Genomic DNA, 26911 nt, shown 5'->3' with positions numbered 1-26911 from the left:
CGCATAAGGCAATAAACATGCTAGACAAATTTATCACCCCTGTAATTAAGCCACTTTTAACACCTGTGGTTATGCTTATGCATAAACGCGGCATAACCGCCGATCAGCTCACTGTTGTAGGCTTTTTAGTTGGCTTATTAGCCGTGCCATTACTGGCATTTGAAATGTGGTACGGCGCATTAGTGGCCATTGCTTTAAATCGAATTTTAGATGGACTTGATGGCGCATTAGCACGTTATGCAAACCAAAGTTCAAGCGCGGGTGGCTTTTTAGATATCACACTCGACTTTTTATTTTACGCGGCTATTCCGCTTGGCTTTATTTTGGCAAACCCTGAGCAAAACGCGATAGCGGGCTCCTTATTACTTGCCACTTTTATTGGTACGGGCTCAAGCTTTTTAGCTTTTGCGATTGCCGCCGAAAAATTTAAACTCGAAAAACCGCAATTTAAATATAAAAGCTTTTACTACTTAAACGGCTTAACCGAAGGCACTGAAACAATAGCGCTATTTATTGCATTTTGTATTTGGCCGCAGCACTTTGCGGTTATGGCGAGCATTTTTGCTATTGCGTGTGGCATAACTATTTTTACCCGTATACATGGCGGTTATCACACGCTTAAGCAACAAGAAGCCGATGCTAACAAAGCAGCTGAAAACGTGCCTAACAGTGCAAATTCTGAGGTAATAAATGACTAATGAAGTATGGTGGCGACTCGGCTGCTTTTTTAGCATTTTAATTATAATGATGCTGCTTGAATGGCAAAAGCCAGCTCGCCAAGCACCTATTAAAAGCAGTACACGTTGGTTTGCTAATTTTGGGTTAGTGTTTGCCTCGTCGCTTATTGCACGCTTAGTTGTACCCATTGGGTTAACCGCTGTTGCACTTTACAATCAAGAGCACGGCATTGGCTTATTTAATCAAATAGCCCTACCAAGCAGTTTAATTATTATATTGAGCATACTTTTACTCGATATATTAATTTATTGGCAGCATAGATTATTTCATCAAGTGCCTATTTTATGGCGCTTGCACCGCGTTCACCACGCCGATGCGCATGTTGATACAAGTACGGGCTTGCGCTTTCACCCTATCGAAATTGTACTGAGCATACTTATAAAACTCATTGCAGTAACAGCTCTTGGCATACCTGCCATTGCAGTACTTATTTTTGAAATAGCACTTAATGGTCTAGCATTATTTAATCATGCAAATATACGCCTACCTAATGCCATTGAAAAACCACTGCGTTTAATATTAATGACGCAAATATTGCATCGAATTCACCATAGCCAAGTGGTTAGTGAAACCAACTCAAACTATGGTTTTAGTGTAATTTGGTGGGATAAATTATTTGGTAGCTACAAAGATAAAGCAAAAAAAGCCGACGCAGATATAAATATTGGCTTAAAAGAATACCCAAGCCAAAAGCAAAATGCCTCGCTTTGGGGATTACTTTCAATGCCTTTTAAAAACAAGTAAAGACAAGCATATTTTATCTCATACGATACCAATCCACTTAAAATTACTTTTATGTAGATTGGTATAAACAAAATACTCTTTAAATACTATAAATATACCTGTAACTAACCTTTTAATTGTTAAGTCCTTTCCTACTTTTAGTCGTAAAAAATATTCCGTTCTTGCTCCCATCAAAAAATACAAACAACGTAACCATGTGTATAAAATGCAATTTATGTACAGTCTCAAATTGGTAAACTGGTCTTACCGTAAACTAATTGTAAATAAAATAAACAAATATGTTGACCATTTGCGTACTCCACAATATCATTTGTAAGCGCTTACAAAACACATATCAAAATGTAAGCGCTTACAGTATGAGAAAACAAAGCTCAAAAAACAATTAATCTGACAATAATCTGTTGAAACCGGGGTTCAGTTATGAACATTGAAACAACGCACATTACACGTTTACTTGCCGCTATCTCTTTAGTTACGTTAGCTGGCTGTGGTGGTGACTCTGCCACTAAATCAAATTTTGAAAATGTAGATGCCTCTGAGCCAGTATCAGATTGGCAAATGGTTTGGAGCGACGAGTTTGAAGGTTCAGCCATTGATACAAACAAATGGAACTATGAATTAAACTGCGATGGCGGTGGTAACAACGAGAAACAGTGTTACACCGACAGCGAGCAAAATGCATTTATTGCAGACGGTGTGTTAAACATTGTTGCCCTACCCGCTGAAGAAGGTGCAGAAAAACCTTACACTTCAGCGCGCTTAAATACGCGTTACAACGCTGACTTTACGTATGGTCGCTTTGAAGTGCGCGCCAAACTTCCATCAGGACAAGGTAGCTGGCCAGCATTTTGGATGCTGCCAACTGATGAAGTTTACGGCACTTGGCCTCGTTCTGGCGAAATAGATGTTTTAGAATCAGTAAACCTTAAAACACCAGATGAAGACGGCGGTATAGAGTCCAGTATCCACGGCACCCTTCATTACGGACGCGCGTGGCCAGATAACAGCTACACAGGGCAAGAATACAAATTCCCTGAAGATACTAATCCAGCAGATGATTTCCACACGTATGCTGTTGAATGGCAAGAAGGTGAAATTCGCTGGTACGTAGACGGTTACCTTTATGCAACTCAGCGTCAATCTGAGGTTTTATATAATTCCAAAAATGAGCCTGCGGGCTTAAAACATCGTGGTTGGTTTGCAGAATACTTTGAACAAGGTTCTGGCGAACTTACAACGCATTGGGATAGCGCACCATTTGATAAAGACTTTCACTTATTACTAAACCTAGCAGTAGGCGGTGACTGGCCTGAAAACGTTAATGATTTAGGTGTAGACGCTAGCGCATTTGAAAACGGCCAAACCTTTGCTATTGATTACGTACGTGTTTATCAATGTGCATCAAACCCTGATACAGGTAAAGGTTGTGAAACCATTCGCCCAGGTTACGATAACTTAAACGATGCCTTACTTGAGGGCGATGCACCAGTACCTATAGCTGGAGGAGTTACTCCATTAACTATATTTGGTGATTCTTTTAATATTAATTGGCCTGCGTGGGATTGTTGCGGAGGCTCAACTCCTGCAGTAGTTGTTGATGAACAGCAAGGTAATACAGTTGAATTTAGTGTTGGTGAAAACCCAACTGTAAACGGTTTTATTTCAAGAGCGGCAAACATTACTGATGAAGCTGGTGTAGCTTCCCCTTTTGATGCAACCCCCCTGTTAGCACAAGGGTATTTTCAGTTTAAAATGAAAGTAACTAGCGCACCTGCTGATTCAAACTCTACATGGGTTGTTAAGCTTGAAAGCGCAGGAGACGCCCCTACGGCAGCCGAATTGCCTATTACCCAAAGCGTTGAAGGTATTGCGCCTGTTGTAGGTCAATGGCAAACATACACATTTAAATTAACCGATCTTGTTGCTGCAAACTTAGATATTAGTGCTATTGATGTAGTTATGATTTTCCCTGCTTGGGGAACTGGTAATGGTGCTGTTTATAGAGTTGATGATGTAAAAATTACGCAAGATTTCCCTGAACTTGATGTGTTCTCTGATACCCAAAATCTTGACTGGCCAATGTGGGACTGCTGTAGCGGCTCTACGCCAGTGGAAGCAATGGATGATGAAAAACATGGTATAACAGCAGAATTTACTATAAATGATACGCCTACCGTAATGGGCTTTAATAGCCGTACATCTGTTGGCGGAAGCGGCGAAGCATTTGATGCAAGCGCTATCATAACGGTTGGTCAAATTACGTTTGATATGAAAGTTACGAGTATGCCAAGCACACCCGATGCCCCATGGTTTTTCAAAGTTGAATCAAACGAAGGTGACTCTGCCGTAGAGCTTGCACTTACTGAAAGTGTTGAAGGCATTGCCCCTATTTTAAACGAATGGCAAACATATACTTATACGCTTTCTGACTTATCGGCTGCCGGTTTAGATGTAAGTGCGATAGATGTATTAATGATTTTTCCTAATTGGGGCCAAGGCGCTGGCGCAGTATACCGTGTTGATAATGTAAAAATTTCAAACCCATAATTTAGATTTCACTGACAAAATTTTAGGTGTTTATACCAATTGCATTAAACAAGAGACCTATTATAGCGCTAAGAAAATAGCACAATAACAAGGCGAAAATTGTGACATATAGTTGTTCTATATAAATAATTTTTAACGCAGTTAGTGAGTTATTTAATGCGATAGAATGATCATATTTTTAATAAAATTGGTATTACACAGCACCTTCACTCTTGAACAACATTTTATAAAGCAGAGCTATTATGAACACATTCAATTTTAAAAAGAGCCAACTTGCGGCTTCTGTGTCTCTCATCATTGCTGCGAGCACATTAAACACAGCTATTGCGGCAGAAGCACAAACAAGCGTTTCATCTGATGTAGAAGTTATTGAAGTAAAAGGTATTCGTGGTTCACTTATTCGTTCTATGGATATGAAACGCGACTCTTCTGGTATTGTAGATGCCATTTCATCTGAAGAAATGGGTAAATTCCCAGATACCAACTTAGCAGAATCATTACAACGTATTACCGGCGTATCGGTGAGCCGCGCAAACGGTGAAGGTAGCCAAATTACAGTACGTGGTTTTGGTCCTGAGTTTAACTTAATAACCTTAAATGGCCGCCAAATGCCGGGCACAGGTTATACACGTTCGTATAATCTTGAAAACGTTGCCTCTGAGGGCGTAAGTGCCCTTGAAGTGTTTAAAACTGCACGTGCAGACGTGCCAAGCGGTGGCTTAGGTGCAACAGTTAATATTTCTACTGCGCGCCCTTTTCAAAAGCCGGGTCAAAACTTTTCAGCTACCGTTAAAGCAAACCACGACTCGTCAAACGAAGCTGGTGATGACGTAACACCAGAGTTTTCTACTGTTTACAGCAATACTTTTGTAGATGACACTTTTGGTTTTGGTTTTTCATTTTCGCACCAAGAGCGTGACTTTCAAAAACAAAGTGCCAATATTCAAGGCTGGCAGGCAAACGTAGACTTACCTGAATTAGATAGCAGCAACGTCGTTGATAACCGCACAGACCCTGCAGGTAACTACTACTTCCCTAAAGACATGAACTACTCTATTGAAGATGTAGAACGTGAACGTACAAACGGACAAGTTACTTTTCAATACGCACCGGTAGATGGCTTTGTAGCAACACTTGATTACACTGCAAGTAAAGCTGTAACTGGCTCTCAAAGCATTGGTTGGGGTATTTGGAACGACTTTGGTAGCAATATTAATGGCTACGAGCTAGATGAAAATGGTACAGCTGTTTATGCTGATATTAGCGGTAACGATGCGTCATTCACAGCTAATAAAGGAACTTCAGAAGTAAAAGCACGCTCACTTGGTTTAAACCTAGATTGGGAAATTAGCGACACGTGGCACGTAGAGCTTGATTACCACGACTCTAAAAACGAAACTGATAACGGCGCCGACAATGGGCTGGGAAGTGCCGGCCAAGTAATTTTAGGTTCTGATCAGCTAGCTAATAAAATTTATGATTACCGCACGGGCGAAGTACCCAGTGCACAAGTTAATTGGTTAAATGGCACAAGTGAATTAACGCCTGGCGAAATTGATTCAAACTTTAGTCAGTTTACCCACTCGCCAGGTGAGTCAAACATTGAGCAATTACAGCTACATACAACATGGTATAACGAAAGTTATGACATTGGTTTAGTTAAAGTAAAATTTGGCGCATCACGTACAGAACAAAACACCGGTGGTTACACCGCATGGAGTGGTTTAGTAGGTGGTCCAGGCTTCAACCCATCGTATACAGAAATATTCCCAGATAGCATGTTTACTCGCCACGATACATCGAGCCTTTTAGATCAATTTGAAGGGGGCGGCAGCAACTTACAACCTGGTTACTACTATACCTACGATTTTGACGAAGCTGTTGCACGCCAAATTGCTTACTTAACAGCAGATGTAACAGGTGGCGATGCATATGCTGCTAATGCATACGCAGACGGAATAGATAGCGAGAGCTACGTAGAAGAAATCACTAATAGCTTTTACGTTCAATCAAGCTGGGAATTTGACGTAAGTAACTACTACGTAAAAGTAAATGCAGGCCTACGCTATGAGCAAACAGACGTAACCAGTACTGTGCGCCAACGCGTTGAAGATCAAGTTAATTGGATCAGCGCTTCAGAGTGGATCATGCAATACGCTGCTGGCGGCGATGATAACTTCTTAGAGCAACAAGGTGATTACGATGTTTTACTGCCTTCAATCGACGTAAGTGTTGATTTAACTGAAGACGTAGTAGCCCGCGTATCTTGGGGTAAAACAATGTCGCGTGCACCACTAGGTAATTTAGCCGGTGGCCGCAGCTTAACAGGCAGCCCAAAACCTGGTTCTCGTACAGGTAGCCAAGGTAATACAAACTTATTGCCGTTTGAATCAACAAACCTTGATTTATCACTTGAGTATTACTACGCAGAAGGCAGCTACGCATCTGTTGGTTACTTTAAAAAAGACGTTGATAACTTTATTCAAACCACTATTACGCAAACTACTATTGATGGCTTGCACGATATTTTAAACGGCCCTCGTTACTTACAAGCCGTAAGCGATATTGAATCACGTGGTGAGCAAGCAACAACCGACGCTATTTTTGCACAAATGATTGCCAGCGGTTACGGCAATGCAAATGGCGTTATTGAACCAAACAGCGACGATCCGCTAATTACATGGAATATTAGCCAACCACAAAACACCGACAGTAAATCGGTAGATGGTTTTGAAGTAGCTGTTCAGCACTTAATTGGTGAAACCGGTTTTGGTGTTGGTGTTAACGCAACGTTTGTAGATGGCGACGTTGAATTTGATAGCGAAAGCCTTGATCAACAAGCACCGCTTACAGGCTTAAGTGACTCAGCTAACTTCCAAGGCTTTTACGAAAAAGACGGCCTATCAGTTAAAATTACTTACGCATGGCGCGACTCATACCTAATTGGTGTTGGCCAAGCACAAGGCTCAGCCGATGCGCCTCCGCAATATGCTAAAGCGTATGGCCAATGGGATATGAGCGTTAACTACGATGTAAACGAAAACGTAACGGTATTTTTTGATGGCATAAACTTAAATAATGCCACCGAAGAAGGTTACGGACGTTACGAAGAGCAGTTCTTATTTGCTAATCAATACGGTCCTCGTTACTCAATTGGTGCACGTTACACGTTCTAAACTATTTCCTAGTTAGAAGGTTAAGCCGCTTGTTACAACAAGCGGCTTTTTTTATAGCGTTTTTATTTGCTCAAGCAACACATTGGTTGTCCAATCAAGGCCGTTATACGCCACATCGGGTTTGTAAAAACCCCCTGCCCCACGGGCTCTGTTTACGTATACTTTGTTAGATACAATCACTTTCCCCAACCCTGAAGGTAAATCGGCTAAGCGTACATCCATATACATAGAATCAGCGCTACTTGGTGCACCAAATAACGTTGTATTTTCAAAAAGCTTAAACTTATCAAGCGCATCTAAACAAGCACTCGCACATTGCGGCGGCACTGCTCAGGGTAGTAGGTAGAATGGGTTCTTGTGCAGCATTTATAATTAGTGATAGTAGTAAAGCGCAGAGCAATACAAGATCGGTTATAATATGGAACGACGTAAAATTAGCCATTTATATTTTTCCTTTTAATCTTCTTGCCGGTGCAATGTTATTGCAACTCTGTACCTTAATGGCCATTTTCTATTATTACTTTATCGATCCATTCATTAAAGGATGACACTCTGACAAAAACTGCGACTGAATCATATTTTCCGGGAATGAATTGATTTAACGCAGAGTCTATTTCCACCCAGCTGGCTAAACCTACTAAGATTGGCTTATCTTCGGTAAATATGACTGCAGGACCTCCACTATCCCCAGAGCCAATAGTCCCCTCCAAAGGTAGAGCAGTTTCGTCTGCGTCAAATTTAAATCTAATCCAGCGTTCATCAACTTTAGTGATAACATTGTTGTAATAATTAAGCTGCCTAAATTCTTGAGTCGGTGCCAAGTCTGTAAATTTTTGTCGAAACCAGTTGTAAACTTTTTCTAAAAAACCGGCGTTTTTTGTCTCTCTTAATTCTCCAGTTAAACCATTACCTACCGCTCCCTTACCGTATACAGTAACTTCGAGGCCTAATTCAGTTTTTCCAGAAAAACGTCTAATTGGATTAATATGATCTACTGAATCGGTAAGTTTAATTAATGCTATATCGCTATGGCTATTTAAAAAATCCATCAATGGTTGAGGATCACTATCCCCCCAGTCAGTTTGGTCTTGGACATATTCTGGGTGAAAAATTATTTTATCGATTTTATTTTCGATACCACCTACTTCTATAGGTTTTCCAAGATAATCATAATAAAATGTGTAAATTACATGTGCGGGAGCTAACAACCAATTTTTATCTATTAAAACAGCTGTCCCTTCAAAGGGCATATCTACATAGTATTCTGGAGCATTTTTTAGTTCGTACAGCTCAGGCTTAATATCATGGCGCTTAACAACTGCCTGCGAATTAAAAGCAATCATCAACACAAAAATAATAAATTTTTTCATTTAAACATCCTTATCATAAGTGACAGAAAAAACGTCAACCCCTTGAGCTTAACATTCGTACCTGACAATTTTATCTACGACATTTGTCGTTTTACTAAACCGACAAATATCCAAATATTGCGATACATTTATCTTAGTCATCAAATAAATTTGTGTAAACAAATAGTTAAGTGCGAATTGATATGTTAATTGTAAAAACACACCAAAATGGAGAAGATAAATAATATTCCAGATAAGCAAAATTTCCTCTTGAACAAAGCGAATAAACTATAAAAACTTGCTCATATAATCATCTTTACATACTTTTCAAAAAGCACCTGTGCTCTAAGGAGGTGTTAAACGGGTTGTAAAAAGTACGATAAAAGCACCTAAGGTAAATACTCTTAATTTTTACTTTGCTAACGCCCTGAATATGTTAGTTTATTAACATGAGTATTGAGTAAAGAATTGGTATGAGTAAGCAAACCCGCTGGACCCTTAAAAGTATTGCTAAAGAGTTAGGTGTGTCTAACGCGACAGTATCTAATGCGTTTAATCGCCCTGATCAGCTATCGGCTAAACGCCGAGACGATATTCTTGCAGCGTGTAAAACTTTGGGCTATTACGGGCCTAATAAGGCCGCGCAATCGTTGCGTAATGGCACATTTAATATTGTCGCTTTAGTGCTGCCCGATAGTGTGGAATACATGGTGTCGGACCCTGTGGCTAGTAGCTTTATGCGCGGTGTTACCTCGGTGCTTGAAAAAAATGGCATTAATGTTTTATTGTTTTCAGGTAATAGCGATAACCTTAACAACGTGGTCGACTTTGTAGATGGCTTTATTTGTTATGGCCGCCCTCGTAATAACGCGTTAGTTGAGCAGTTAAAAACAGTGTCTAAACATGTAGTGACAATTGATTTTGATATTGCTCGCAATGCCTCTGTAAATATTAATAACGAGCAAGCAAGTTACGAAATTGCTAAACACGTACTACATAATCAAAACGATAAAGTGGCTATATTAGGGCTTAGGCTACTTGATGAAAACGTATTGTGCCGCGTGTATGAGCATCACGAATTTGAAACCGGGCAATCTATTTCGCATCAACGTTTACGCGGGTATCAACGCGCTTTAAGCGAGGCAAATATTACGGTGGCTGACGATCGTATTTGGAACATTCCTGAAAGTAGCGAGCGTTTTGCCAATATTGCCGCAAAAGAAGTGCTCAGTGCCTCTCCTCGCCCTAACGTTATTATTTGTATGAGTGATTTAATTGCGCTTGCCACAATGCGAGAAGCAATAAAACAAGGCATAAAAATAGGTGAAGAACTGCGTATTGTGGGCTTTGATGGTATTGATGAAGCAGCCCGGTTTGTACCTCGCCTCACCACTATTCATCAAAACAGCCAAGAAAAAGGCGTTATAGCCGCTGAATTATTTATTTCTAAAGAAGAAAAAACTAAGGAAGTCAGTTACGAATTAGAGATTGGTGCGAGTAGTTAGCTTACAAACCTTGTAATAGTTTTATGTGTTAAAAAGCCAAGCTTAAGTAGCTTGGCTTTTGCTTTACATGACGTTTGTAAATTACTCTTTTAACATTAAGCTAAAAATGAATTTAAGTTAATCGTTGTTTCTTCATCACCGTTTACTTGCGTAATAAGTGCATGGCGTAATTTAAAATCAACAGTAAGTGAAATAGTTTGCTCATCTAGTTGCCACGATAAACAACACATACTGCCTTCACCTTGGGCACTAAATTCACCTGCAAATGCAGGGTGTGAATTGCGAATTTTAATTAATTCAATTAAACCTTTTACTACAGGCTTATTTAAGGCCTTGTCGATTATATTTGCGTCTAAATATGGGCGGTTAATATCACGGCCTACATTTGTATTTGTCAGTAATTCCATGTCGTTTTCGCAAGCAAATAGGCCGCCGTAATAAACTTGTGGTACACCAGGTGCAAAAAATTGAATTGCACGCGACAGTAAGTAATCAAAGTCTTTAGCGCCTAATGCGTTGTAGTACGTACAGTTAACTTGATATAAGTCGACATTACTCGCCGCAGCGCCCGTAGCTTGGCGGCTTTGGTTGTTGCTGTTGGCGTGCATTGTTTCGACTAGATTATCAATCTGCTGTGCATTTAATAGCCCCGGTTTGTCGCCCATTGGACCTGCGTCAATAATGCCAATACCGTCGTGTGTATCAAGTACAGTTAAGCAATTACGTGGCGAAATTTGTAACCATTTGAGCAGTGCATCTACATCGTTGTTAAATAAGCTGTGTAAAATAAGCGGTGGTAACGCAAAGTCGTAAACCATATTTACGCGTTTTGCCACTTCTACCTGAGTTTGATAATGGCTATGAATTTCTGCAATGGTTTCCATGCCTAAATCGTTTGCTTGCTTAGATAAGTTATCTAGGTAGCCAAACGTTTCATCAAGCATAAAGCAGTTAGTGCCTGCTTGCTTAATAGCGTAACCCGCCGCATCTAAACGAATAATATTTACATTGTTAGCCGAAAATTTAGTAAGTACGTTATTTAAATACGCAACACCGGCTTCTACTTTTACGTTTATGTCAATTTGGTTATCGGTAAAAGTGGTCCAAAAATCATACGTTTTACCATCACCACATTTCATTGGGGTAAAGCAACTACCAGGACGTGGGCGGTAAATTGCTTTTTGCTCAGCTTCGCTCATACCATTTGGAAATACATCATCTTTGGTTAAAAACAAATCCCAAAATTCTGATTGCTTACCCTTTGCTAGTACATCTTGAAACTGAAAAGACTGTGCCGATACATGGTTAACAATTAGGTCTGCCATTAAGTCGAGATCTTTACCTAATACTTGTATGTCTTCCCAAGTGCCTATTCTAGAATCAACTTCACTATGATCAATAGGGTCAAAGCCAGCATCGCTGCCATCAATAGGATTGTAAAATGGCAATAAGTGCACACCACCAAATACGCCTTTTAAAGGGCCGTTTAAAAGTGTGGTTAGCGCGCCTATATTTTGGCCAGTGATTCGATCAGCATATGTGATCAATTGAACTTTATTCTTCATCATTGTGTGATTACCATGTTGAAACTTAATCGATTAAGATATATCTTTAACTAGCGAGTAAGAATTTACAAGTAATTTTTAATAATTTTACATACAAATTTCGTGTCTCACGTAATACTACAGTAAGCAACTGACTGACTTACGAAGTGTTAATAAAGAATTTAACGAGGAATAAACACATGACAAAATCACACACACACGTAAGCAGCGACCCACTGCAACAAATACGCTGGCTTACATACATGATGTTTTTTATGTTTGCCATGACCTCTGACGCAGTCGGCATGATAATCCCCGAACTTATAAAAGATTTCGGTTTGAGTATGACTCAAGCTAGTGCATTTCATTACGCTCCCATGGCATTAATAGCCTTTAGTGGATTATTTTTAGGATTTTTAGCTGACAGCCTTGGCCGTAAAAAAACCATTATGCTAGGTCTATTAATATTTTCTGCGAGTTGTTTTTTATTTGCATTTAGCACCAGTTTTACCTTCTTTTTAGTATTGCTTTGCTGCATAGGCCTGGCCATTGGTTTATTTAAAACCGGCGCACTGGCATTGCTTGGCGATATTTCGCATAGTAACGACGACCATACTAAAACTATGAACAAGGTTGAGGGCTTTTTTGGCATTGGCGCTATTGTAGGCCCTGCCCTAGTTGGTGTTTTATTAGTGCAAAACGTTAGTTGGACATACCTGTATATTACTGCGGGTGTAATGTGTTTAATCCTTGCTTTATTAGCATGGCGCGCAGACTACCCTGACGTAGTTAAAACAACTGAAAAGCCAGCCTCTTTGGCAACCACCATGAAAATGGTAAAAAACCCTTATGCACTTGGCTTTTCTTTAGCTATTGCACTTTATGTAGCGACTGAAGTGGCTATTTATGTATGGATGCCGACGCTATTAAAGGACTACACAGGCTCTTGGCCGCTCCTTGCCACTTATGCACTTACTATATTTTTTATACTACGTGCTGCAGGTCGTTTTATTGCCGTATGGTTACTAAATCGTTATAGCTGGCAAGGTGTTATGGCTTATTTAAGCTTAGGTATTGCGCTTTGTTATGTGGGTACACTTATTGGTGGCGTTGACTGGGCTGTAGGGTTATTACCTCTTTCAGGTTTATTTATGTCTATGGTTTATCCAACTTTAAACTCTAAAGGTATATCGTGTTTTCCTGCTGAGCGCCATGGAGCCGTAGCCGGCGTTATATTATTTTTTACCGCATTATCGGCTGCTTTAGCTCCTTTATTTATGGGTATGATCAGCGATTACTTTGGCCATGTGCGCTATGGCTTTTACTTAGCAACAGGGTTTGCCGTGATTTTATTTGTAGCTATGTTGTTCAATTATTTACGCGACCCATCAATGAGTGCTTTACAAGAAAATAACCCAACAGCTTAAAAACTTGTATCTCAATACAATAAAAAACACTTTGAAAATCAACATATGAATAATAAAAGAGCAAATTAAACACAAAATGATTTGCTTATTGTAAAATATTTGTTATTTTTACTTAATCGATTAAGTAAAAATAACAAATCCTACTGGGTTCAACACAACGAGGCGTTCACATGACAACACACAATACACCTTTATATTTAATCAGCGCTTTAGCACTTGCCGTAAGTCAAGGCGTTAACGCACAAGAAACAGACCAAGCAACACCTGAAGCATCACAAAACAAAGGTCTTGAAACAATAGTTGTAACCGGCGTACCACGTCGAACAACAATCATGGCTTCAAGCGTTTCAGTTAGTAGCGTATCACTTGAACAAGTTCAGGTGTCTACTCCTCGCTCAACAGCCGAGGCTTTTAGAATCATTCCTGGTATTCGTGCAGAATCGACAGGTGGCGAAGGTAATGCAAATATTGCTGTTCGTGGCCTGCCAGTTGCTTCAGGCGGTGCAAAATTTTTACAATTACAAGAAGATGGTTTACCTGTACTGCAATACGGTGATATCGCTTTTGGTAATTCAGATATTTTTATGCGATTAGATAACACTGTGCAAACTATCGAATCGATTCGTGGTGGCTCAGCATCTACTGCAGCAAGTAATGCACCTGGTGGCATTATTAACTTTATCTCTAAAAATGGCGAAAACGAATCTGGCAGTGTATCTACAACACTTGGCTTAGATTACGACAGCGTTCGTACAGACTTTGAATACGGCACTTACTTAACCGATAGCGTGCGTTTTCATGTTGGTGGTTTTGTTCGACAAGGGGAAGGCCCGCGCGAAACAGGTTACACGTCTAATAAAGGTGGCCAAATAAAAGCTAACCTTACAAAAGATTTCGACAACGGTTACGTTCGCCTTTACTACAAACACTTAGACGATAAGAGTGTTGGCTACCTTCCAATGCCAATGTACTCAAATGGTGACTCTATTGCTGGATTTGATGCGCAATCAGACACACCTCATTCAGCGTTATTTACTAAAACAGTACGTTTAAATGGTGAAAACCAAATCAGTAGCGGCGATATTCGCGATGGTATGAATCCAAAGGTTGACTCTGTTGGTTTTGAAGCTGTATTTGATTTAGATAACGATTGGCGTATCGAAAACCGTTTTCGTAAATCATCAATAAGCGGCAACTTTAACTCGCTTATTCCTGCTGAGGTTGGCAGCGCATCATCTATTGCACAGAGCATTGGTGGTGTAGGCGCAACACTCAGTAACGCAAACACGGGCGCTGCATTTAACGACGACCTCGCTATGCGAATTCATACCTTTGACGTAACAATGAACGACTTCGATTCATTAGTAAACGACTTTAAACTAACTAAATCGTTTGATGATGACACCAGCATTACCTTTGGTTATTACGCGTCAACTCAAAACATTGCTATGTCGTGGTTATGGAATTCATACCTTATGGAGCTTAAAGGCGACAATGCAGCATTATTAAATGTTACTGCAGCTGACGGTACTGAATTTTCAGAAAATGGTTTATATGCATATGGCACACCTTACTGGGGAAACTGTTGCCAACGTGATTACGACACAGAGTACGACACCCGTGCACCATACGTTGCATTCTCTACTAAATTAGGCGACGTAAGCATTGATGCAAGTGCCCGTTACGACAGTGGCGAAGCTCGCGGTAACTATGCAGGTGCCGTAACATCAACTGTAGATATGAACCGCGACGGTGAAATATCAATCCCTGAGCAAAACGTTGCTGGAATTGATACAGCAAACGCCAGCCCAGTAAATTACGACTGGAACTATTCTTCTTATTCAATTGGTGCTAATTATCAAATTGACCCAAGCCTTGCTACGTTTGCACGTATTAGTAAAGGTGGGCGTGCAAATGCTGACCGTCTTTTATTTGGTAAAGTACGCGCCGACGGCTCTGTTGCAAAAGAAGACGCTGTTGATGAAGTAAACCAGTTTGAGTTTGGTGTTAAAAAGCGCTTTGATTCATTATCAGTGTTTGCTACTGCGTTTTTTGCCGAAACTGAAGAGCAAAATTTTGAAGCAACATCACAAACGTTTTTTGACCGTGAATACGAAGCAAAAGGGATTGAAATAGAATCTACTTACTTTATTGATGCATGGGATTTTCGCGGTAATTTAACTTGGACCGATGCAGAAATAGCAAAAGATGCGCTTAACCCAGATGTTGTAGGTAATACGCCACGTCGTCAAGCCGATTTAATTTACTCATTAATGGCACGTTACAACTATGAAAAAGGCGCTGCAGGGGTAAGTTTCATTGGTACTACCGATGCATACGCTCAAGATAATAACGACTTGCAATTTGACGGCTACACACAGGTAAATGGCTTTGTAAGCTATGACTTATCTGAAAACCTTAATATTGCGCTTAATGTGAATAACCTATTTGATACAGTAGGTATTACAGAAGCAGAAGAAGGTTCAGTACCTGAAAATAACATTATCCGTGCCCGTACTATTAACGGCCGCACAACGTCGGTAACTTTAAAATACGCTTTTAACTAAATGTGTGTATTGCGCTGCGGTGAGTAGTCACTGTAGCGCCTTTTAAAGTATGAATAAATAACACCCTTCACGTTTTTTAGCCTAGCCTTGCTAGGCTTTTTAGGATATTCCAAATGACTAAACTCCTGTGCTTAGGCGAGCTATTAATTGATATGCTGCCACAAGATGCTAATAACTCAGCCTATTTACCTATACCTGGTGGCGCGCCTGCCAATGTAGCTGTTGGCTACGCAAAACTCGGCGCAGAAGCTGCATTTTGTGGTGGTAAAGGGGACGATCATTTTGCCAATCAATTAAGTAATGCATTAGCGCAATACAATGTAAATACAGACTATTTATTTACCATTGCAGGCTCACAAACCGCCATGGTTATAGTAAGCCTTGATGAAACCGGCGAGCGTAGTTTTGGCTTTTATCGCCATAATACAGCCGATGTACTATTAACCCAGGCGCATTTAGCGCATATAAATTGGCAAGAAATAAGCACACTACACTTTTGTTCAAACACATTAACCGAATCAGCAATTGCCAACACAACGGTTAAAGCGCTAGAACTTGCAAAAGCGAATAATAAGCTCGTCAGTTTTGATGTAAATTTACGCTACAGCTTGTGGGAAAACACAAACGATATAGCAAGCAATGTAAAAGCCTGTTACACCTATTGTGACATAGTAAAACTCTCGCGTGACGAACTTAATTTTTTAGCTCAGCATAGCGATACAACGAGCGATGATTACATTCAAATGCTATTAAATACCGGAGTAAAACTGGTGTTTTTAACCGATGGACCAGAGCCTGCCACGGTTTACCACAGCGCATTTACACTTAACGAATCGGCACCAAAAATAAACGCCGTAGATACAACAAGCGCAGGTGATGCATTTATAGCGGGGGTTTTATACTACTTAAATAACTTAGGAAGTGATTTACCACTAGCAGATAAACTAAATGATAAAGCGAGCGTAAAAGGCGCCCTGCACTTTGCTCTTAAATGTGGCTCTAAAGCGTGTTTAGCTAAAGGGGCATTTCCGGCATTACCTGTGTTGGCTGATGTACTTTAATAGACCTAATGTTTTTTAAGTTCAAATATATGCAGCAACGCGTAGTTACTGCATAGCATCAAACACCATTTTACTATCCACTATTTGTTCAAAGTGCGTTATTTTTTGATTTTTAAGCTGCCAAATATGCGCGACCCTAGCTTGCATTTTTTTACCCGTTTTAATATAAGTACCAGAGTACGTGCCATACACTACAACAGTATTATCTTGGGATAAGTAGTTTTGTGGCGTAAACGTGTAGTTATACCACTCGCTTACAAGCTTTTGAAAAACATGTTCAGTAATATCATTCATACCATGGTATGTACCAGCATAAGCAAAACCGTCAGCCTCTTTCCAAGTAATAGTATCACTTGCATGAGCAACTAAATTTTGCCCATTCTCTTGTGATGTTTTGCCTTCATACGTACTTTTAATTATGTCTATGTTGCTCATTTTTGCACACCCTTGCACTATAAAAAGGAAGCTCAATAAAGCTGTAATATAAACAGCTTTATTATTTAGAAATTTCATCACACTATACTAGCGCAACTGATTGCTGTAAGTAGGTAACCCACTGCTCAGTTTTTCCATAATAATGGGCTATATCGGCTTTTTGCCACTTACCTGTGTCAAATTCAAATGCAGCACTAGGAAAACCTTGCCCATGAATATCGTGCAATAAGCCGCGGCTTTGTGCTATATGTTGATCTGTTGCATCGCCTTCTAGCGCATTAAAGTGGGTTTCAAATAAGGCCTTGTTTAAACCCAGCTCCAATGCAATATCAGTCAGTACATGCAGCTGCATAATGTTTTTACCCTGAGCATAATAAGCATGTTGAATACTATTAAGCATTTTCCCACCTGATATACCAAGCTCTTGCGCTGCTAATATAGCGGTAATAGCCGGAGCCGAGTTGAGTATAATATCGTTGGTTTTTAAAAGCCCATCAGTATAGTTACTACCAAATACCTGACCGGTTTTCTTCGCTATGACACTGTCGTTTTTAAGTGCAAATTCACGCCATGCAGAAGTCACTAATTTTACATTATCACCTGTTAGCATGCCTCCACTGTGTACTTTTACAATTAAACCATCAATATTTTCAGCAGCGGTGATCAAGGGCACGCTGCCGTAAGTCCAACCACATAAAGGGTCAACAATTATATGTAACGTTACGTTTTTCATTAATATTTCCTATCTAAATAATTGCTTAACGCAAGGGCACTTAGTGCCATTGCATCTCACCCATAACCACTTTTGAGCCCAACTCTAAAATGCTTCTTGCACCTAAATCAGGGTAAGCTTGAGTCATACTCTCTACAAATTCAGCTGAGTTTTTTGAACTTTTTGCAGCGCTATCCGCTTTATTTAAGTACCCTTTCATGAATGACACACCAGAAAGGTCTTGTTTACTGCCCTGTAAAAAGTGACCTGGAATAACAATCTGAGGTTTTAAATTCTCAATGTTATCTAATGTTGACTGCCAAGTTTGACGCTCTGCAGCAGTGCTCGAATCGGCTAACCACACATGCATTTGATCAAATACTACAACCCCACCCAGCACTGTTTTTATAGAAGGGATCCAAAGGTAAGTATGCTTTGGATCATGCTGTAAATTTTTAATAATAATTTCTTTCCCATCTATAGTTAGGCTATTTGATAGCATTACTTCTGGCAAAATAAGTTCTTTAGGTGCATTGCTCTTTAAAATAGGCCCCCAATAATTTAACTTTCCTTGCATTGAGCGTTTAATATTCTCTACTGTTGATTTAGTCGCTAATAACTTTGCTTTTGGAAAAGCAGCTTTAATTACATCTAAACCAAAGTAAAAATCAGGGTCGCTGTGACTAATATAAACAGCTGTTAATGTTTTACCGCTCGCTTTTATTTTTTTAACCAATGCTTGTGCATCATTACGCTGAAATTGGGCATCCACTAATAACACTTCGTTATTACCACTTATAATGCTTGATGAAACAGCAAAAATACTTTTGTCTTGTGGGTTATATACATCAACAACTAATTCACTTTGCGCTAATACCGGTTGCATTAATGTGCTTGCTAATAAAGCTGTTGCTGCTAATACGTGTTTAACTTTTTTCATTCTCAGTAGCCTGTTTGTTATTTCGTTAAGATGAGGCTATTGTATGTTGCAATTTAAGAATGAAAAACTAGGCAGAATGCAACTATCTGTTGCATAAATCGAACATATAGGCAAAGTGAATGGATAGAATTATTGCAGCTGATGTATTTATAAAAATTGTAGAGCAGAAAAGTCTAGCCGGTGCTGCCCGTGCTTTAGATATGTCTAGATCTATCGTTACACGGTATTTGAATCAAATGGAAAAGTGGGCAAATACCCAACTACTCCATCGGTCAACAAGAAAAATAACACTCACATCAGAGGGTGAAAAAGTACTTAATCACAGCCGAGAGCTCATTGCCATCGCCCAAAACATTAGTGCGCCGATAGAAAGTAATAACAGATTAAACGGGCAAATTAGGTTGTCGTGCTCGCCTTTTTTAGCACATGATGTACTACCAGATATGTTGCAACAATTCTTACACGCTCATCCCGAAGTCAGTATTGATGTACAAATTAGTAATCACGTTACAAATTTGGTAGAAGAGCGAATAGATTTAGCAATTAGAATTACCAATGACTTAGATCCTAATATAATTGCTCGCCCACTTGGGAAATGCCATTCAGTATTATGTGCAAGCCCAGAATATTTAGAAAAAAACTCTAAGCCTATAACTACGGATGACTTGAGTCGCCATAACTGTTTAAACTATTCACGGTTTGAAAAAAGTATGTGGCATTTTTCACACCCTGAAAAACCCGTATCTGTAGCGATTGCTGGTAACTTCAGTGCTAATGATTCGAGCTTACTGTTAAAAGCTGCTCTTAATAATCAAGGAATAACTCTACAACCTAAGTTTACTGCGCAGAAATATATAAATAATGGAAAGTTAATACATTTACTACCACACCTTAAACCACAAACTTTGAGCATATATGGTATTTACCGCTCTAGGAAACATCAGTCGCTTGCACTTCGTTCATTTATTGACAGCTTAGTAACGTATTTTGATAAAATTGATACTTAACAATAAGCGAAAACTATTAAACGTTCGCTATAAGTCCTTTATTTAAGAGTTGAAATAGCGCTTTGTAAGCGCTATTTTTTGAAAGAAGGGATTTATTATTCGTCTAACCAATCTATGGCTGCGGTAGCATTTTCAAAGTATTGAACCTCACCCGAAATAAACCAGTTACCTATTTTGGCCATGCGAGCTTGCCACTCTTTATTACCGTAAATAGCTACTTTTTTAAATTCTTTAGAGTGTTTAACACCTAATTTTAAGTCATCCCACGCTGCGCGTAGTTCCCAACCTTCAAGTTCACTACCGTCTATTAATGCATTCACAACTGGGTGCTTAACTTCGCCAAGAGCTGAGTTTATCATTGGGGTAATTATTTTGTAGTCGTCGTGAGTAAGCGTACCAACGGCTTTAAGTTTTAAAAAAAACTCTCTTCCTGCACGTTCAAGACCAATAGATAAACCATGTGTTGTGTGTACCATTACTGCTCTCCTTAAATAGGCTGAGTGGTAAAAGTACACCTTCTAAAATTAATTAGTCCTGAACTAAATCAATAAATAGTCTCAAATAAACGACTCAATCACGCATTTTGTACGCGAGATATCTGGTTTTCTACATCAGTTAAATGACCCGTTTTAAGCCATATTTTTGCACCATTACTTCCCGCTTTAACGTTAACGGAGCTATTAATAGGCACTCTTAACCAACTGTTTTTTACAAGGGTATCGGCTTGCTCATCAAATGAGCCTTCAAGTACTAGCAGCTCAGCTCCACCTTTTGCGCTTATAACCATGCAGACGTTGGGCTTAAAGTGCAACAAGCTTACCTCTTCAAAGTCGTCTTTGTATAAAGGGGTTACGGCAACATTTTTGAAACTAGGATGCACCGTACTTTGCATCAAGTTTGTTTGCAAACGCACGTGCGTTCGATCATCTGGTTGAAACTGCCATAACTTTACAAATATAACGCAGCCATTTTCAGACCCCGGTTTATGCTTTGATTGCGGTGGATTACGGATATAAGAACCTGCCGCAAAGTCACCATGTTCATCTTGAAATACCCCTTCAAGCACAACAAACTCTTCACCGCCTGTATGTACATGCGGCGAAAACTCACTGCCAGGTGCATAACGAACAATGGTCGTTGCGCGAGCAACTTCGTCGCCCACTCTATCGAGCGCTCGTCTATCAACACCCGCCATTGGCGATGCAACCCACGGGAGCGATTCACTATGTACCACAACTCGTTTACTAAAATCGGCAGCAATTTTCATATTTGGCTCCTAAGCGTAACTTCACTTAAATTTTAAACTAATAACCTAATTAAGCCGCAACACTTGGGCGTTTTGCTACTTTTTCTTGCCATGCAACTAAATGGGTAAGCTCATTCGGGATTGCTATTTGTGCAAATCCAGCAAATACCAGCCCAGCATACAATGTAATATCAGCAATACTAAACTGCTCACCAGCAACAAACGCCGATTGCGCTAGTACATCATTAAAATAGCTAAACCCTTGGCGCGCTTTTTCGCCTTGTTTTTCACCCCAAGCCACATTTTGATATGTTTCAAGCTCAGGACCTAAGCCATCAGTTGCATGATGAAAGTAAGTTGCCACAGCGTCAAGCACCATAGATTCTGCACGCTTTTGCATCATGTTAATTACTGCACGCTCTTTTGCGGTTTCACCCATTAAAGATGGGCCTTCAAATGCGGTATCAATATACTCAGTAATAGCGGTACTTTCTGATATAAACGTGCCGTCATCTAGCTCTAATACGGGTACACCTGCTAAGGGGTTTTTAGCTAAAAAGGCTTTTGTTCTGTGTTCACCATTTAATAAATCAACAGGTACAAACTCAACATTTGAAGTGGCATTTTTTTCAGCTAAAGCGATACGAACACGAAGTGGATTTGGAAAGTTTTCTACATCATAAATTTTCATAGCAATCTCTATCTTTATTGTTTAAAAGTGAGTTAATGGCAGCAACCTACCTACCGATAGGTAATTTATAATATTAAACTAAATTTAAGTCAACGTTTAAATTTTTCTGATTTATGGGATTTAACTTAATTCATAATAAAATTATGGAGTTGCTTAATAGTAAAAACGCTTGTAAATAACTACCTACTGGTCGATAATTTTGCTGTGCCATTTGCATTAAATAAGTGATCCATTATTGCGCTAGGAAAATAGCGCAATAACAAGGCGAAAATCATGACATCTAGTTATTCTGTATGAATAATTTTTAACGCAGTTAGTGAATTATTTAATGCGATACAATGATCATGTTTTTAATAAAACTGGTATTACTGTAGATAGGAAATATTAAAAATGAGTAAAAAAGAAGCGTTATTAAAAGCAGCTGAAAACAAGGTGCGACTTGGCGGGTACAGTAATTTTAGTTTTAGAGAGCTCGCCTGTGAAGTCGGCATTAAAAGCGCCAGTGTGCACTATCACTTTCCGACTAAGGCCGATTTAGGTGCAGAGCTTGCTCATCAATACACTGATTCTTTTTTAGCAGCGTTAGGCGAGCCAAGCGAGCTTAAAGCAAACGGTAAAAATCCTATTGATGTGTACACACAGCTTTTTAGACGTGCATTAGTAACCGATAAAAAAATGTGTTTATGTGGTTTGCTAGGAGCCGAAAGCGATAGCCTTCCAGATAAAGTACGCCTTGAAGTAAAGCGCTTTTTTAATCAAAACCTAACATGGCTTAGCGCTGCACACTTAGCTAATGGTGAGCCTAACCCCGCTCAAGCAGCTATTCAAACAGTGAGCCTGCTTGAGGGCGCTATGATGATAAGCAAAACGCTCGACGATAATAGCTACTTTGAACTTGCAACTCAGTAATACCTAAATTTAGTACACAAAAAAAGCGAGCTATTGATAATCAATAGCTCGCTTTTTTAATGCTTGAAATAACTTATGTGATTATTAAACCGCTGTTGGTTTAACTTTATGCTTAGAGTGCACAATCGCTAAAACAATTAAGCCAATCACTGTTACTACAGCGCCAATAGGTTTACCTAAATCGCTTGATAAGTTAAGACCAATTGCTGCAGTGCCAATATAAGAAACCGTTACCGCTGTTGCTATAACAGCAGGAACACTGGCAATCCAATGGAATGTACCACGGTCAAACAAGTACTTAGTAGCAAGCCATAATACGCTTGTAGAAAGCAGCATGTTTGAAAATGCAAAGTAGCGCCAAATTAATGAGAAATCGAGCTTAGTCATAAAGTACGCTATAGCAAGTATAGGCACCGCCACTAATAAGCGATTACGTAAACTTTGTGGAATATTAAACGCATCAACAACTGTTAAACGTAATGAGCGGAACGCTGTATCACCAGAAGTAATTGGGAAAACGGCTACTGCAATAATTGCCATTATACCGCCAAATACACCTAAGTAACTGTTAGCTACATGGTTAACAACTAAACCTGGACCACCTTGATCAAGCAATGCTTTTAAGCCAGCGTAACCATCTGGGAACGCTGCAATACCAGCAAGTGCCCATACACAACCTACAATACCTTCACACATCATAGCGCCGTAGTAAACTGGACGTACGTATTTTTCGTTAGTTAAACAGCGCGCAATAATTGGCGCTTGAGTAGAGTGAAAACCACTAATAGCACCACAGGTAATTGTTATAAATAACAATGGCCATGTTGGTAATCCATCTGGATTTGGCTCTAAAAAGTCATGTGCGTGATCAGCTTCAAAGTAAGCTAAAAAGTCACTTGGTACAGGTAAGTGCGGCGCATTAATAAGTAATGAAATAGCAATTGCCACTGTCATTACAATCATTAGCGCACCAAAAATTGGGTAAAACTTAGTGATAATTTTATCAATTGGTAGCAAGGTAGCTAAAAAGTAATACGCTAAAATGGCAAGTACCCAAAAGGTGTTGTTTGCCAGTATTGTACCTTCAAAAAAATCAAGGTTACTTAGCAAACCTGCAGGGCTCATAATAAATACTACACCTACAAAAAACAGTAGCATGGCAGTAAATACAAGCATAAAGCCTTTAAATACGACGTTGTAATAATGGCCTGCGATTTCTGGTAGGCTTTTACCGTCTTCTTTTATACTCATTACACCTGAGAAGAAGTCGTGTACAGCGCCACCTAAAACATTACCAAGTACAATCCATACTAGTGCAACGGGTCCGTATAAAGCACCTAAAATTGGGCCAAATATTGGACCTACGCCAGCAATGTTTAAAAACTGAATTAAAAATGCTCGTACAGGGTGAATAGCTACGTAATCAACACCTTCGCTAAAGCGTTTTTGTGGTGTGTCAGCAGTTGAATCCAAACCGGCTTGTTTTTCAACAAATGGGCTGTAAAACTTATAGCCCAGTATTAAAATAGTGAGGCAGATAAAAAAGATGATCATAAAGCACGTTTCTCTTTTTGTATTTTAGTTATAGAGCGCATTGTGTGTCGCCCCGCCTTTTCAATCCGTGAATAATCGACGAACGATAACAAAGCTTTAACCCTCAAACAATAAGACGTTTAGCTAATACAATAATCGATATAAGCCACTATTTACGCAACCTGCGCACTTAACACTCACTTATCGCCTATGTCTTATTTTAGGCACAAAAAAAGCGGTTAAACTTTTACGTATAACCGCTTTCACACACAATGTTTTTTTAAAGTGGGTTCATAAACTCACTAATTTGTTGATGCGTTAAAGTAGGTGTTGCACCAGAACTTTCGGCGACCATTGCTCCAACGGCACATGCAAAGTCAACGGCATATTGCGCGTCGTCGTTGCTACAAAGTTGATAAATTAACGAACCTAAAAACGAATCCCCTGCGCCAACAGTGTCAATTACGCTAATTAAATAACCTGAATTATAAAAATTTTCGCCTTTGATTGTTAATAAAGCACCGTGGCTGCCTTTGGTTACACATAAGTAATCGGTATTTGTTTGCTGTGCTATAAACGCTAAATTTTGTTCAAGCGAATGAAACTTACAACCCATCGCTTTTGCAATTTCGTATAGCTCTTCATCGTTTAACTTAATAAAGTCTGCTTTATTCATTAAATCTACAAGTGTTTCTAGCTTGTAATGCGGTGCACGTAGATTTACGTCAAATACTTTAAAGTTTGCTACATCAACTAGTTGATTTAACGTAGCTAAAGACGCTTCGCTTCGCCCAATTAGGCTGCCAAATACAAATACATCGCTACTTTTAACTTTACTAAGCAACTCATCGGTAAGCGCTATATTATCCCACGCAGTGTCTGCCACTATTTCATAACTTGCAGAGCCCCCACTGTCGAGCGTTACCTCAACCGTGCTAGTTTTTTTGTCACTATTAATAGCAATGTATTCGCAGCTTACGCCTTTGCTAGTAATTTCGCCTAGTAACTCAGCGCCTAACTCGTCGTTACCAACAGCGCTGATCATGTCGGCTTTAATGCCTAGTGAGTTAATACGTACACACATGTTAAGTGGCGCGCCACCTAAGCGTTTACCTGAATCAAAACAATCCCACAGCACTTCGCCAAAACAGCTAACACTTACGTTTTCGCCTGATTTATGATTAATTAAAATGCTCATAATTAGTTACTCTTTTGATCAAGTACAGCCTGCATAATGGCTTTAATTTTACTATTAGGTGCATACAACGCAGCAATCGACTTTTTATATTCAGCAGTAAACGTTTCGTTATGCTCAAGCTTACCAAACAAGCTCGTTAACTTTAAAAATGCAATCGGGCTAGTTTGAGTCTCTTGCGCGTAAGAATTAAGCTCTTTGTGCATAGCATCTTGAATTTCAAGTTGCTCGCCGTTTTCAGTTAAACCTTTATCGCTGTATAAACACCAAGTAGCAATAACAAGCGTTGCCAGTGATACATCTCGACCTTGTACTAGGTTTTCGTTAATTGTGGCAATTAAAAACTTAGGCAGTTTAGCTGAGCTTTCACTACAGATACGCGCTAGGCTGTCTTTAATATTAGGATTAGCAAATCGCTCTATTAACGTATCTTTGTAACTTTCAAGGTCAATGCCTTCAAGTGGTTCAAGATTTGGGGTTACTTCTTTATCCATAAAAGCACGTAGGTATGTGGCAAATAATTCATCCGATACCGTTTCGTCAATAGTGCCATAGCCATGGATTGAACCTAATAAACCAAGCACAGAATGCCCTGCATTAAGTAAACGTATTTTCATGGTTTCATAAGGCGTTACATCAGTAACAAACTGTGCACCAACAACATCCCAATTTGGACGAGAGTCACTAAATGTGTCCTCTATTACCCATTGTGTAAACGACTCACAGGTAATTGGCCACTCGTCGCTAACACCATATGCATCAACCACGTAATCAATATCACTCTTTTTAGATACCGGTGTAATACGGTCAACCATCGCATTTGGAAACGATACGTTTTGCTCAATCCACTCGCTTAGGTCTTTGTCTTGTTCTGTAGCAAAGGCTAAAAGCATTTTGCGTGTTACGTTACCGTTGTGCTGAATGTTATCGCACGACTGAACTGTAAACGCGCCTAGGCCTTGCTCTTTACGCAATTTTAACGCAGCAGTAATGTAGCCAAACGCTGTAATTGGGTCGTTCGGGTTATTAATGTCGTTAATAATATCTGGATTACTGTAATCAAACTCGCCCGTTGCAGGGTTAAAGTTGTAACCGCCTTCAGTAATAGTAAGCGACACAATTTTAGTATCGCTGTGCGCTAGCTTATTAATTACCGCTTGTTTGTCCTCTGGAGCAAACAAAAAGTCGATCATTGAGCCAATTACTTTGTTATCTATTGTACCGTCTGGGTGTCTAACAGTAAGCGTGTAAAGGTAATCTTGCTGCTTTAAAATATCACGCAGACCACGGTTACCCTCTAAAAGACCAACACCACATATACCCCATTGCTCAGAGCCCGGAGTTTTTAAAAGCTCGTTAACATACACTGCTTGGTGAGCACGATGAAAACCGCCCACACCAATATGTACAATACCGGCTTTAACTGCGCTACGGTCGTAGGTTGGTGTATCAACATGGCTTGGTAATTGAGCCAAGCTCTGTTGGTTTAGCCCTGTAACTAGAGCGTCAGTGTGTTGGTATTGTGTCATGGTGTGACCTTACTAAACAAAGATAAAATATAAATTACGATACTGTATTACGATAA

General features: G+C 39.6%; 21 protein-coding genes and 1 pseudogene. 10 read left to right on the top strand and 12 right to left on the bottom strand.

Going from position 1 to position 26911, the window contains the following annotated elements; genetic code table 11:
• Positions 1-17: 17 nt before the first annotated feature.
• The 4 genes from QT16_RS10825 (at position 18) to QT16_RS10810 (ending at position 7205) form a co-directional block, all read left to right on the top strand.
• Entirely contained in the window at positions 18-698 is a 681-nt protein-coding gene (locus QT16_RS10825; protein ID WP_039488395.1) for a CDP-alcohol phosphatidyltransferase family protein, read from the top strand.
• A complete protein-coding gene (locus tag QT16_RS10820; RefSeq protein ID WP_039488394.1) occupies positions 691-1482 on the top strand; it encodes a sterol desaturase family protein in 792 nt (263 codons plus the stop codon). Before QT16_RS10825 ends, QT16_RS10820 begins: the two co-directional genes overlap by 8 nt.
• 420 nt (positions 1483-1902) lie before the next feature.
• Complete coding sequence (locus QT16_RS10815; RefSeq protein ID WP_039488393.1) at positions 1903-4029, top strand: glycoside hydrolase family 16 protein; 2127 nt, start codon at positions 1903-1905, stop codon at positions 4027-4029.
• Positions 4030-4271: 242 nt separating this feature from the next.
• On the top strand, positions 4272-7205 hold the full coding sequence (locus QT16_RS10810) for a TonB-dependent receptor (protein WP_039488392.1): 2934 nt from the start codon (positions 4272-4274) through the stop codon (positions 7203-7205).
• A gap of 51 nt (positions 7206-7256) precedes the next feature.
• On the opposite strand, the pseudogene QT16_RS10805 reads toward QT16_RS10810, so the two are convergent.
• Both QT16_RS10805 and QT16_RS10800 read right to left on the bottom strand, forming a co-directional pair.
• Positions 7257-7532: pseudogene (locus tag QT16_RS10805) on the bottom strand (S41 family peptidase); the annotation flags it as partial.
• 170 nt (positions 7533-7702) lie between these two features.
• On the bottom strand, positions 7703-8575 hold the full coding sequence (locus QT16_RS10800) for a trypsin-like serine protease (RefSeq protein ID WP_002960100.1): 873 nt from the start codon (positions 8573-8575) through the stop codon (positions 7703-7705).
• Between the two features lie 452 nt (positions 8576-9027).
• On the opposite strand from QT16_RS10800, the gene QT16_RS10795 reads away from it, so the two are divergent.
• A complete protein-coding gene (locus QT16_RS10795) occupies positions 9028-10059 on the top strand; it encodes a LacI family DNA-binding transcriptional regulator (RefSeq protein WP_039488391.1) in 1032 nt (343 codons plus the stop codon).
• Positions 10060-10154: 95 nt separating this feature from the next.
• Here QT16_RS10795 and gtfA read toward each other — a convergent pair whose 3' ends face one another.
• Positions 10155-11627 (bottom strand): sucrose phosphorylase, encoded by a 1473-nt coding sequence (gtfA, locus tag QT16_RS10790; RefSeq protein WP_002960098.1) that lies wholly within the window; start codon positions 11625-11627, stop codon positions 10155-10157.
• 176 nt (positions 11628-11803) lie between these two features.
• Here gtfA and QT16_RS10785 point away from each other — a divergent pair, with 176 nt between their 5' ends.
• From QT16_RS10785 to QT16_RS10775, 3 genes are all read left to right on the top strand, one after another.
• Positions 11804-13030 (top strand): MFS transporter, encoded by a 1227-nt coding sequence (locus QT16_RS10785; RefSeq protein WP_039488390.1) that lies wholly within the window; start codon positions 11804-11806, stop codon positions 13028-13030.
• Positions 13031-13200: 170 nt separating this feature from the next.
• The gene (locus tag QT16_RS10780) at positions 13201-15597 is read left to right on the top strand and encodes a TonB-dependent siderophore receptor (protein WP_024596984.1); all 2397 of its coding nucleotides are present in this window, start codon (positions 13201-13203) and stop codon (positions 15595-15597) included.
• A gap of 113 nt (positions 15598-15710) precedes the next feature.
• Positions 15711-16658, top strand: a complete 948-nt coding sequence (locus tag QT16_RS10775) for a carbohydrate kinase family protein (protein ID WP_039488389.1) — start codon at positions 15711-15713, stop codon at positions 16656-16658.
• A gap of 45 nt (positions 16659-16703) precedes the next feature.
• Here QT16_RS10775 and QT16_RS10770 read toward each other — a convergent pair whose 3' ends face one another.
• The 3 genes from QT16_RS10770 to QT16_RS10760 all read right to left on the bottom strand — a co-directional run bounded on the left by QT16_RS10770 (position 16704) and on the right by QT16_RS10760 (position 18745).
• Entirely contained in the window at positions 16704-17093 is a 390-nt protein-coding gene (locus QT16_RS10770) for a nuclear transport factor 2 family protein (RefSeq protein ID WP_039488510.1), read from the bottom strand.
• Between the two features lie 82 nt (positions 17094-17175).
• Positions 17176-17826, bottom strand: a complete 651-nt coding sequence (locus tag QT16_RS10765) for a DsbA family protein (protein ID WP_039488388.1) — start codon at positions 17824-17826, stop codon at positions 17176-17178.
• 40 nt (positions 17827-17866) lie between these two features.
• Positions 17867-18745: an MBL fold metallo-hydrolase gene (locus tag QT16_RS10760; protein ID WP_039488387.1), complete on the bottom strand. Its 879-nt coding sequence runs from the start codon at positions 18743-18745 to the stop codon at positions 17867-17869.
• Positions 18746-18864: 119 nt separating this feature from the next.
• On the opposite strand from QT16_RS10760, the gene QT16_RS10755 reads away from it, so the two are divergent.
• Positions 18865-19752 (top strand): LysR family transcriptional regulator, encoded by an 888-nt coding sequence (locus tag QT16_RS10755; protein ID WP_039488386.1) that lies wholly within the window; start codon positions 18865-18867, stop codon positions 19750-19752.
• A 95-nt stretch (positions 19753-19847) separates the two neighbouring features.
• Here QT16_RS10755 and QT16_RS10750 read toward each other — a convergent pair whose 3' ends face one another.
• The 3 genes from QT16_RS10750 to QT16_RS10740 form a co-directional block, all read right to left on the bottom strand.
• Entirely contained in the window at positions 19848-20228 is a 381-nt protein-coding gene (locus QT16_RS10750) for a SpoIIAA family protein (RefSeq protein ID WP_002960091.1), read from the bottom strand.
• A 98-nt stretch (positions 20229-20326) separates the two neighbouring features.
• Positions 20327-21019 (bottom strand): cupin domain-containing protein, encoded by a 693-nt coding sequence (locus QT16_RS10745; protein ID WP_039488385.1) that lies wholly within the window; start codon positions 21017-21019, stop codon positions 20327-20329.
• A 49-nt stretch (positions 21020-21068) separates the two neighbouring features.
• Positions 21069-21689, bottom strand: a complete 621-nt coding sequence (locus tag QT16_RS10740) for a glutathione S-transferase family protein (RefSeq protein ID WP_039488383.1) — start codon at positions 21687-21689, stop codon at positions 21069-21071.
• Positions 21690-22079: 390 nt separating this feature from the next.
• Here QT16_RS10740 and QT16_RS10735 point away from each other — a divergent pair, with 390 nt between their 5' ends.
• Positions 22080-22598, top strand: coding sequence for a TetR/AcrR family transcriptional regulator (locus tag QT16_RS10735; RefSeq protein ID WP_002960086.1), 519 nt, complete (start codon positions 22080-22082; stop codon positions 22596-22598).
• A gap of 84 nt (positions 22599-22682) precedes the next feature.
• On the opposite strand, the gene QT16_RS10730 is transcribed toward QT16_RS10735, so the two are convergent.
• From QT16_RS10730 to QT16_RS10720, 3 genes are all read right to left on the bottom strand, one after another.
• Complete coding sequence (locus tag QT16_RS10730; protein ID WP_004334688.1) at positions 22683-24152, bottom strand: carbon starvation CstA family protein; 1470 nt, start codon at positions 24150-24152, stop codon at positions 22683-22685.
• 259 nt (positions 24153-24411) lie between these two features.
• Complete coding sequence (locus QT16_RS10725) at positions 24412-25329, bottom strand: carbohydrate kinase family protein (RefSeq protein WP_007584308.1); 918 nt, start codon at positions 25327-25329, stop codon at positions 24412-24414.
• A gap of 2 nt (positions 25330-25331) precedes the next feature.
• Entirely contained in the window at positions 25332-26855 is a 1524-nt protein-coding gene (locus tag QT16_RS10720; RefSeq protein WP_039488382.1) for a mannitol dehydrogenase family protein, read from the bottom strand.
• Between the last annotated feature and the right edge of the window lie 56 nt (positions 26856-26911).

The organism is Pseudoalteromonas distincta (assembly GCF_000814675.1).
Lineage (GTDB): Bacteria > Pseudomonadota > Gammaproteobacteria > Enterobacterales > Alteromonadaceae > Pseudoalteromonas > Pseudoalteromonas distincta.
Note: the sequence above shows the minus strand (reverse complement) of the source record. Positions and strands in the feature narration are given on the sequence as shown.

Excerpts from the sequence above, each read along its gene's own strand:
- QT16_RS10800 (WP_002960100.1), bottom strand. The coding sequence starts at position 8,575 with ATGAAAAAATTTATTATTTTTGTGTTGATGATTGCTTTTAATTCGCAG.
- QT16_RS10720 (WP_039488382.1), bottom strand. The coding sequence starts at position 26,855 with ATGACACAATACCAACACACTGACGCTCTAGTTACAGGGCTAAACCAA.
- QT16_RS10760 (WP_039488387.1), bottom strand. The coding sequence starts at position 18,745 with ATGAAAAAAGTTAAACACGTATTAGCAGCAACAGCTTTATTAGCAAGC.
- QT16_RS10755 (WP_039488386.1), top strand. The coding sequence starts at position 18,865 with ATGGATAGAATTATTGCAGCTGATGTATTTATAAAAATTGTAGAGCAG.
- gtfA (WP_002960098.1), bottom strand. The coding sequence starts at position 11,627 with ATGATGAAGAATAAAGTTCAATTGATCACATATGCTGATCGAATCACT.
- QT16_RS10750 (WP_002960091.1), bottom strand. The coding sequence starts at position 20,228 with ATGGTACACACAACACATGGTTTATCTATTGGTCTTGAACGTGCAGGA.
- QT16_RS10740 (WP_039488383.1), bottom strand. The coding sequence starts at position 21,689 with ATGAAAATTTATGATGTAGAAAACTTTCCAAATCCACTTCGTGTTCGT.
- QT16_RS10820 (WP_039488394.1), top strand. The coding sequence starts at position 691 with ATGACTAATGAAGTATGGTGGCGACTCGGCTGCTTTTTTAGCATTTTA.
- QT16_RS10780 (WP_024596984.1), top strand. The coding sequence starts at position 13,201 with ATGACAACACACAATACACCTTTATATTTAATCAGCGCTTTAGCACTT.
- QT16_RS10810 (WP_039488392.1), top strand. The coding sequence starts at position 4,272 with ATGAACACATTCAATTTTAAAAAGAGCCAACTTGCGGCTTCTGTGTCT.
- QT16_RS10745 (WP_039488385.1), bottom strand. The coding sequence starts at position 21,019 with ATGAAAATTGCTGCCGATTTTAGTAAACGAGTTGTGGTACATAGTGAA.
- QT16_RS10785 (WP_039488390.1), top strand. The coding sequence starts at position 11,804 with ATGACAAAATCACACACACACGTAAGCAGCGACCCACTGCAACAAATA.
- QT16_RS10775 (WP_039488389.1), top strand. The coding sequence starts at position 15,711 with ATGACTAAACTCCTGTGCTTAGGCGAGCTATTAATTGATATGCTGCCA.
- QT16_RS10735 (WP_002960086.1), top strand. The coding sequence starts at position 22,080 with ATGAGTAAAAAAGAAGCGTTATTAAAAGCAGCTGAAAACAAGGTGCGA.
- QT16_RS10765 (WP_039488388.1), bottom strand. The coding sequence starts at position 17,826 with ATGAAAAACGTAACGTTACATATAATTGTTGACCCTTTATGTGGTTGG.
- QT16_RS10815 (WP_039488393.1), top strand. The coding sequence starts at position 1,903 with ATGAACATTGAAACAACGCACATTACACGTTTACTTGCCGCTATCTCT.
- QT16_RS10825 (WP_039488395.1), top strand. The coding sequence starts at position 18 with ATGCTAGACAAATTTATCACCCCTGTAATTAAGCCACTTTTAACACCT.
- QT16_RS10770 (WP_039488510.1), bottom strand. The coding sequence starts at position 17,093 with ATGAGCAACATAGACATAATTAAAAGTACGTATGAAGGCAAAACATCA.
- QT16_RS10795 (WP_039488391.1), top strand. The coding sequence starts at position 9,028 with ATGAGTAAGCAAACCCGCTGGACCCTTAAAAGTATTGCTAAAGAGTTA.
- QT16_RS10725 (WP_007584308.1), bottom strand. The coding sequence starts at position 25,329 with ATGAGCATTTTAATTAATCATAAATCAGGCGAAAACGTAAGTGTTAGC.
- QT16_RS10730 (WP_004334688.1), bottom strand. The coding sequence starts at position 24,152 with ATGATCATCTTTTTTATCTGCCTCACTATTTTAATACTGGGCTATAAG.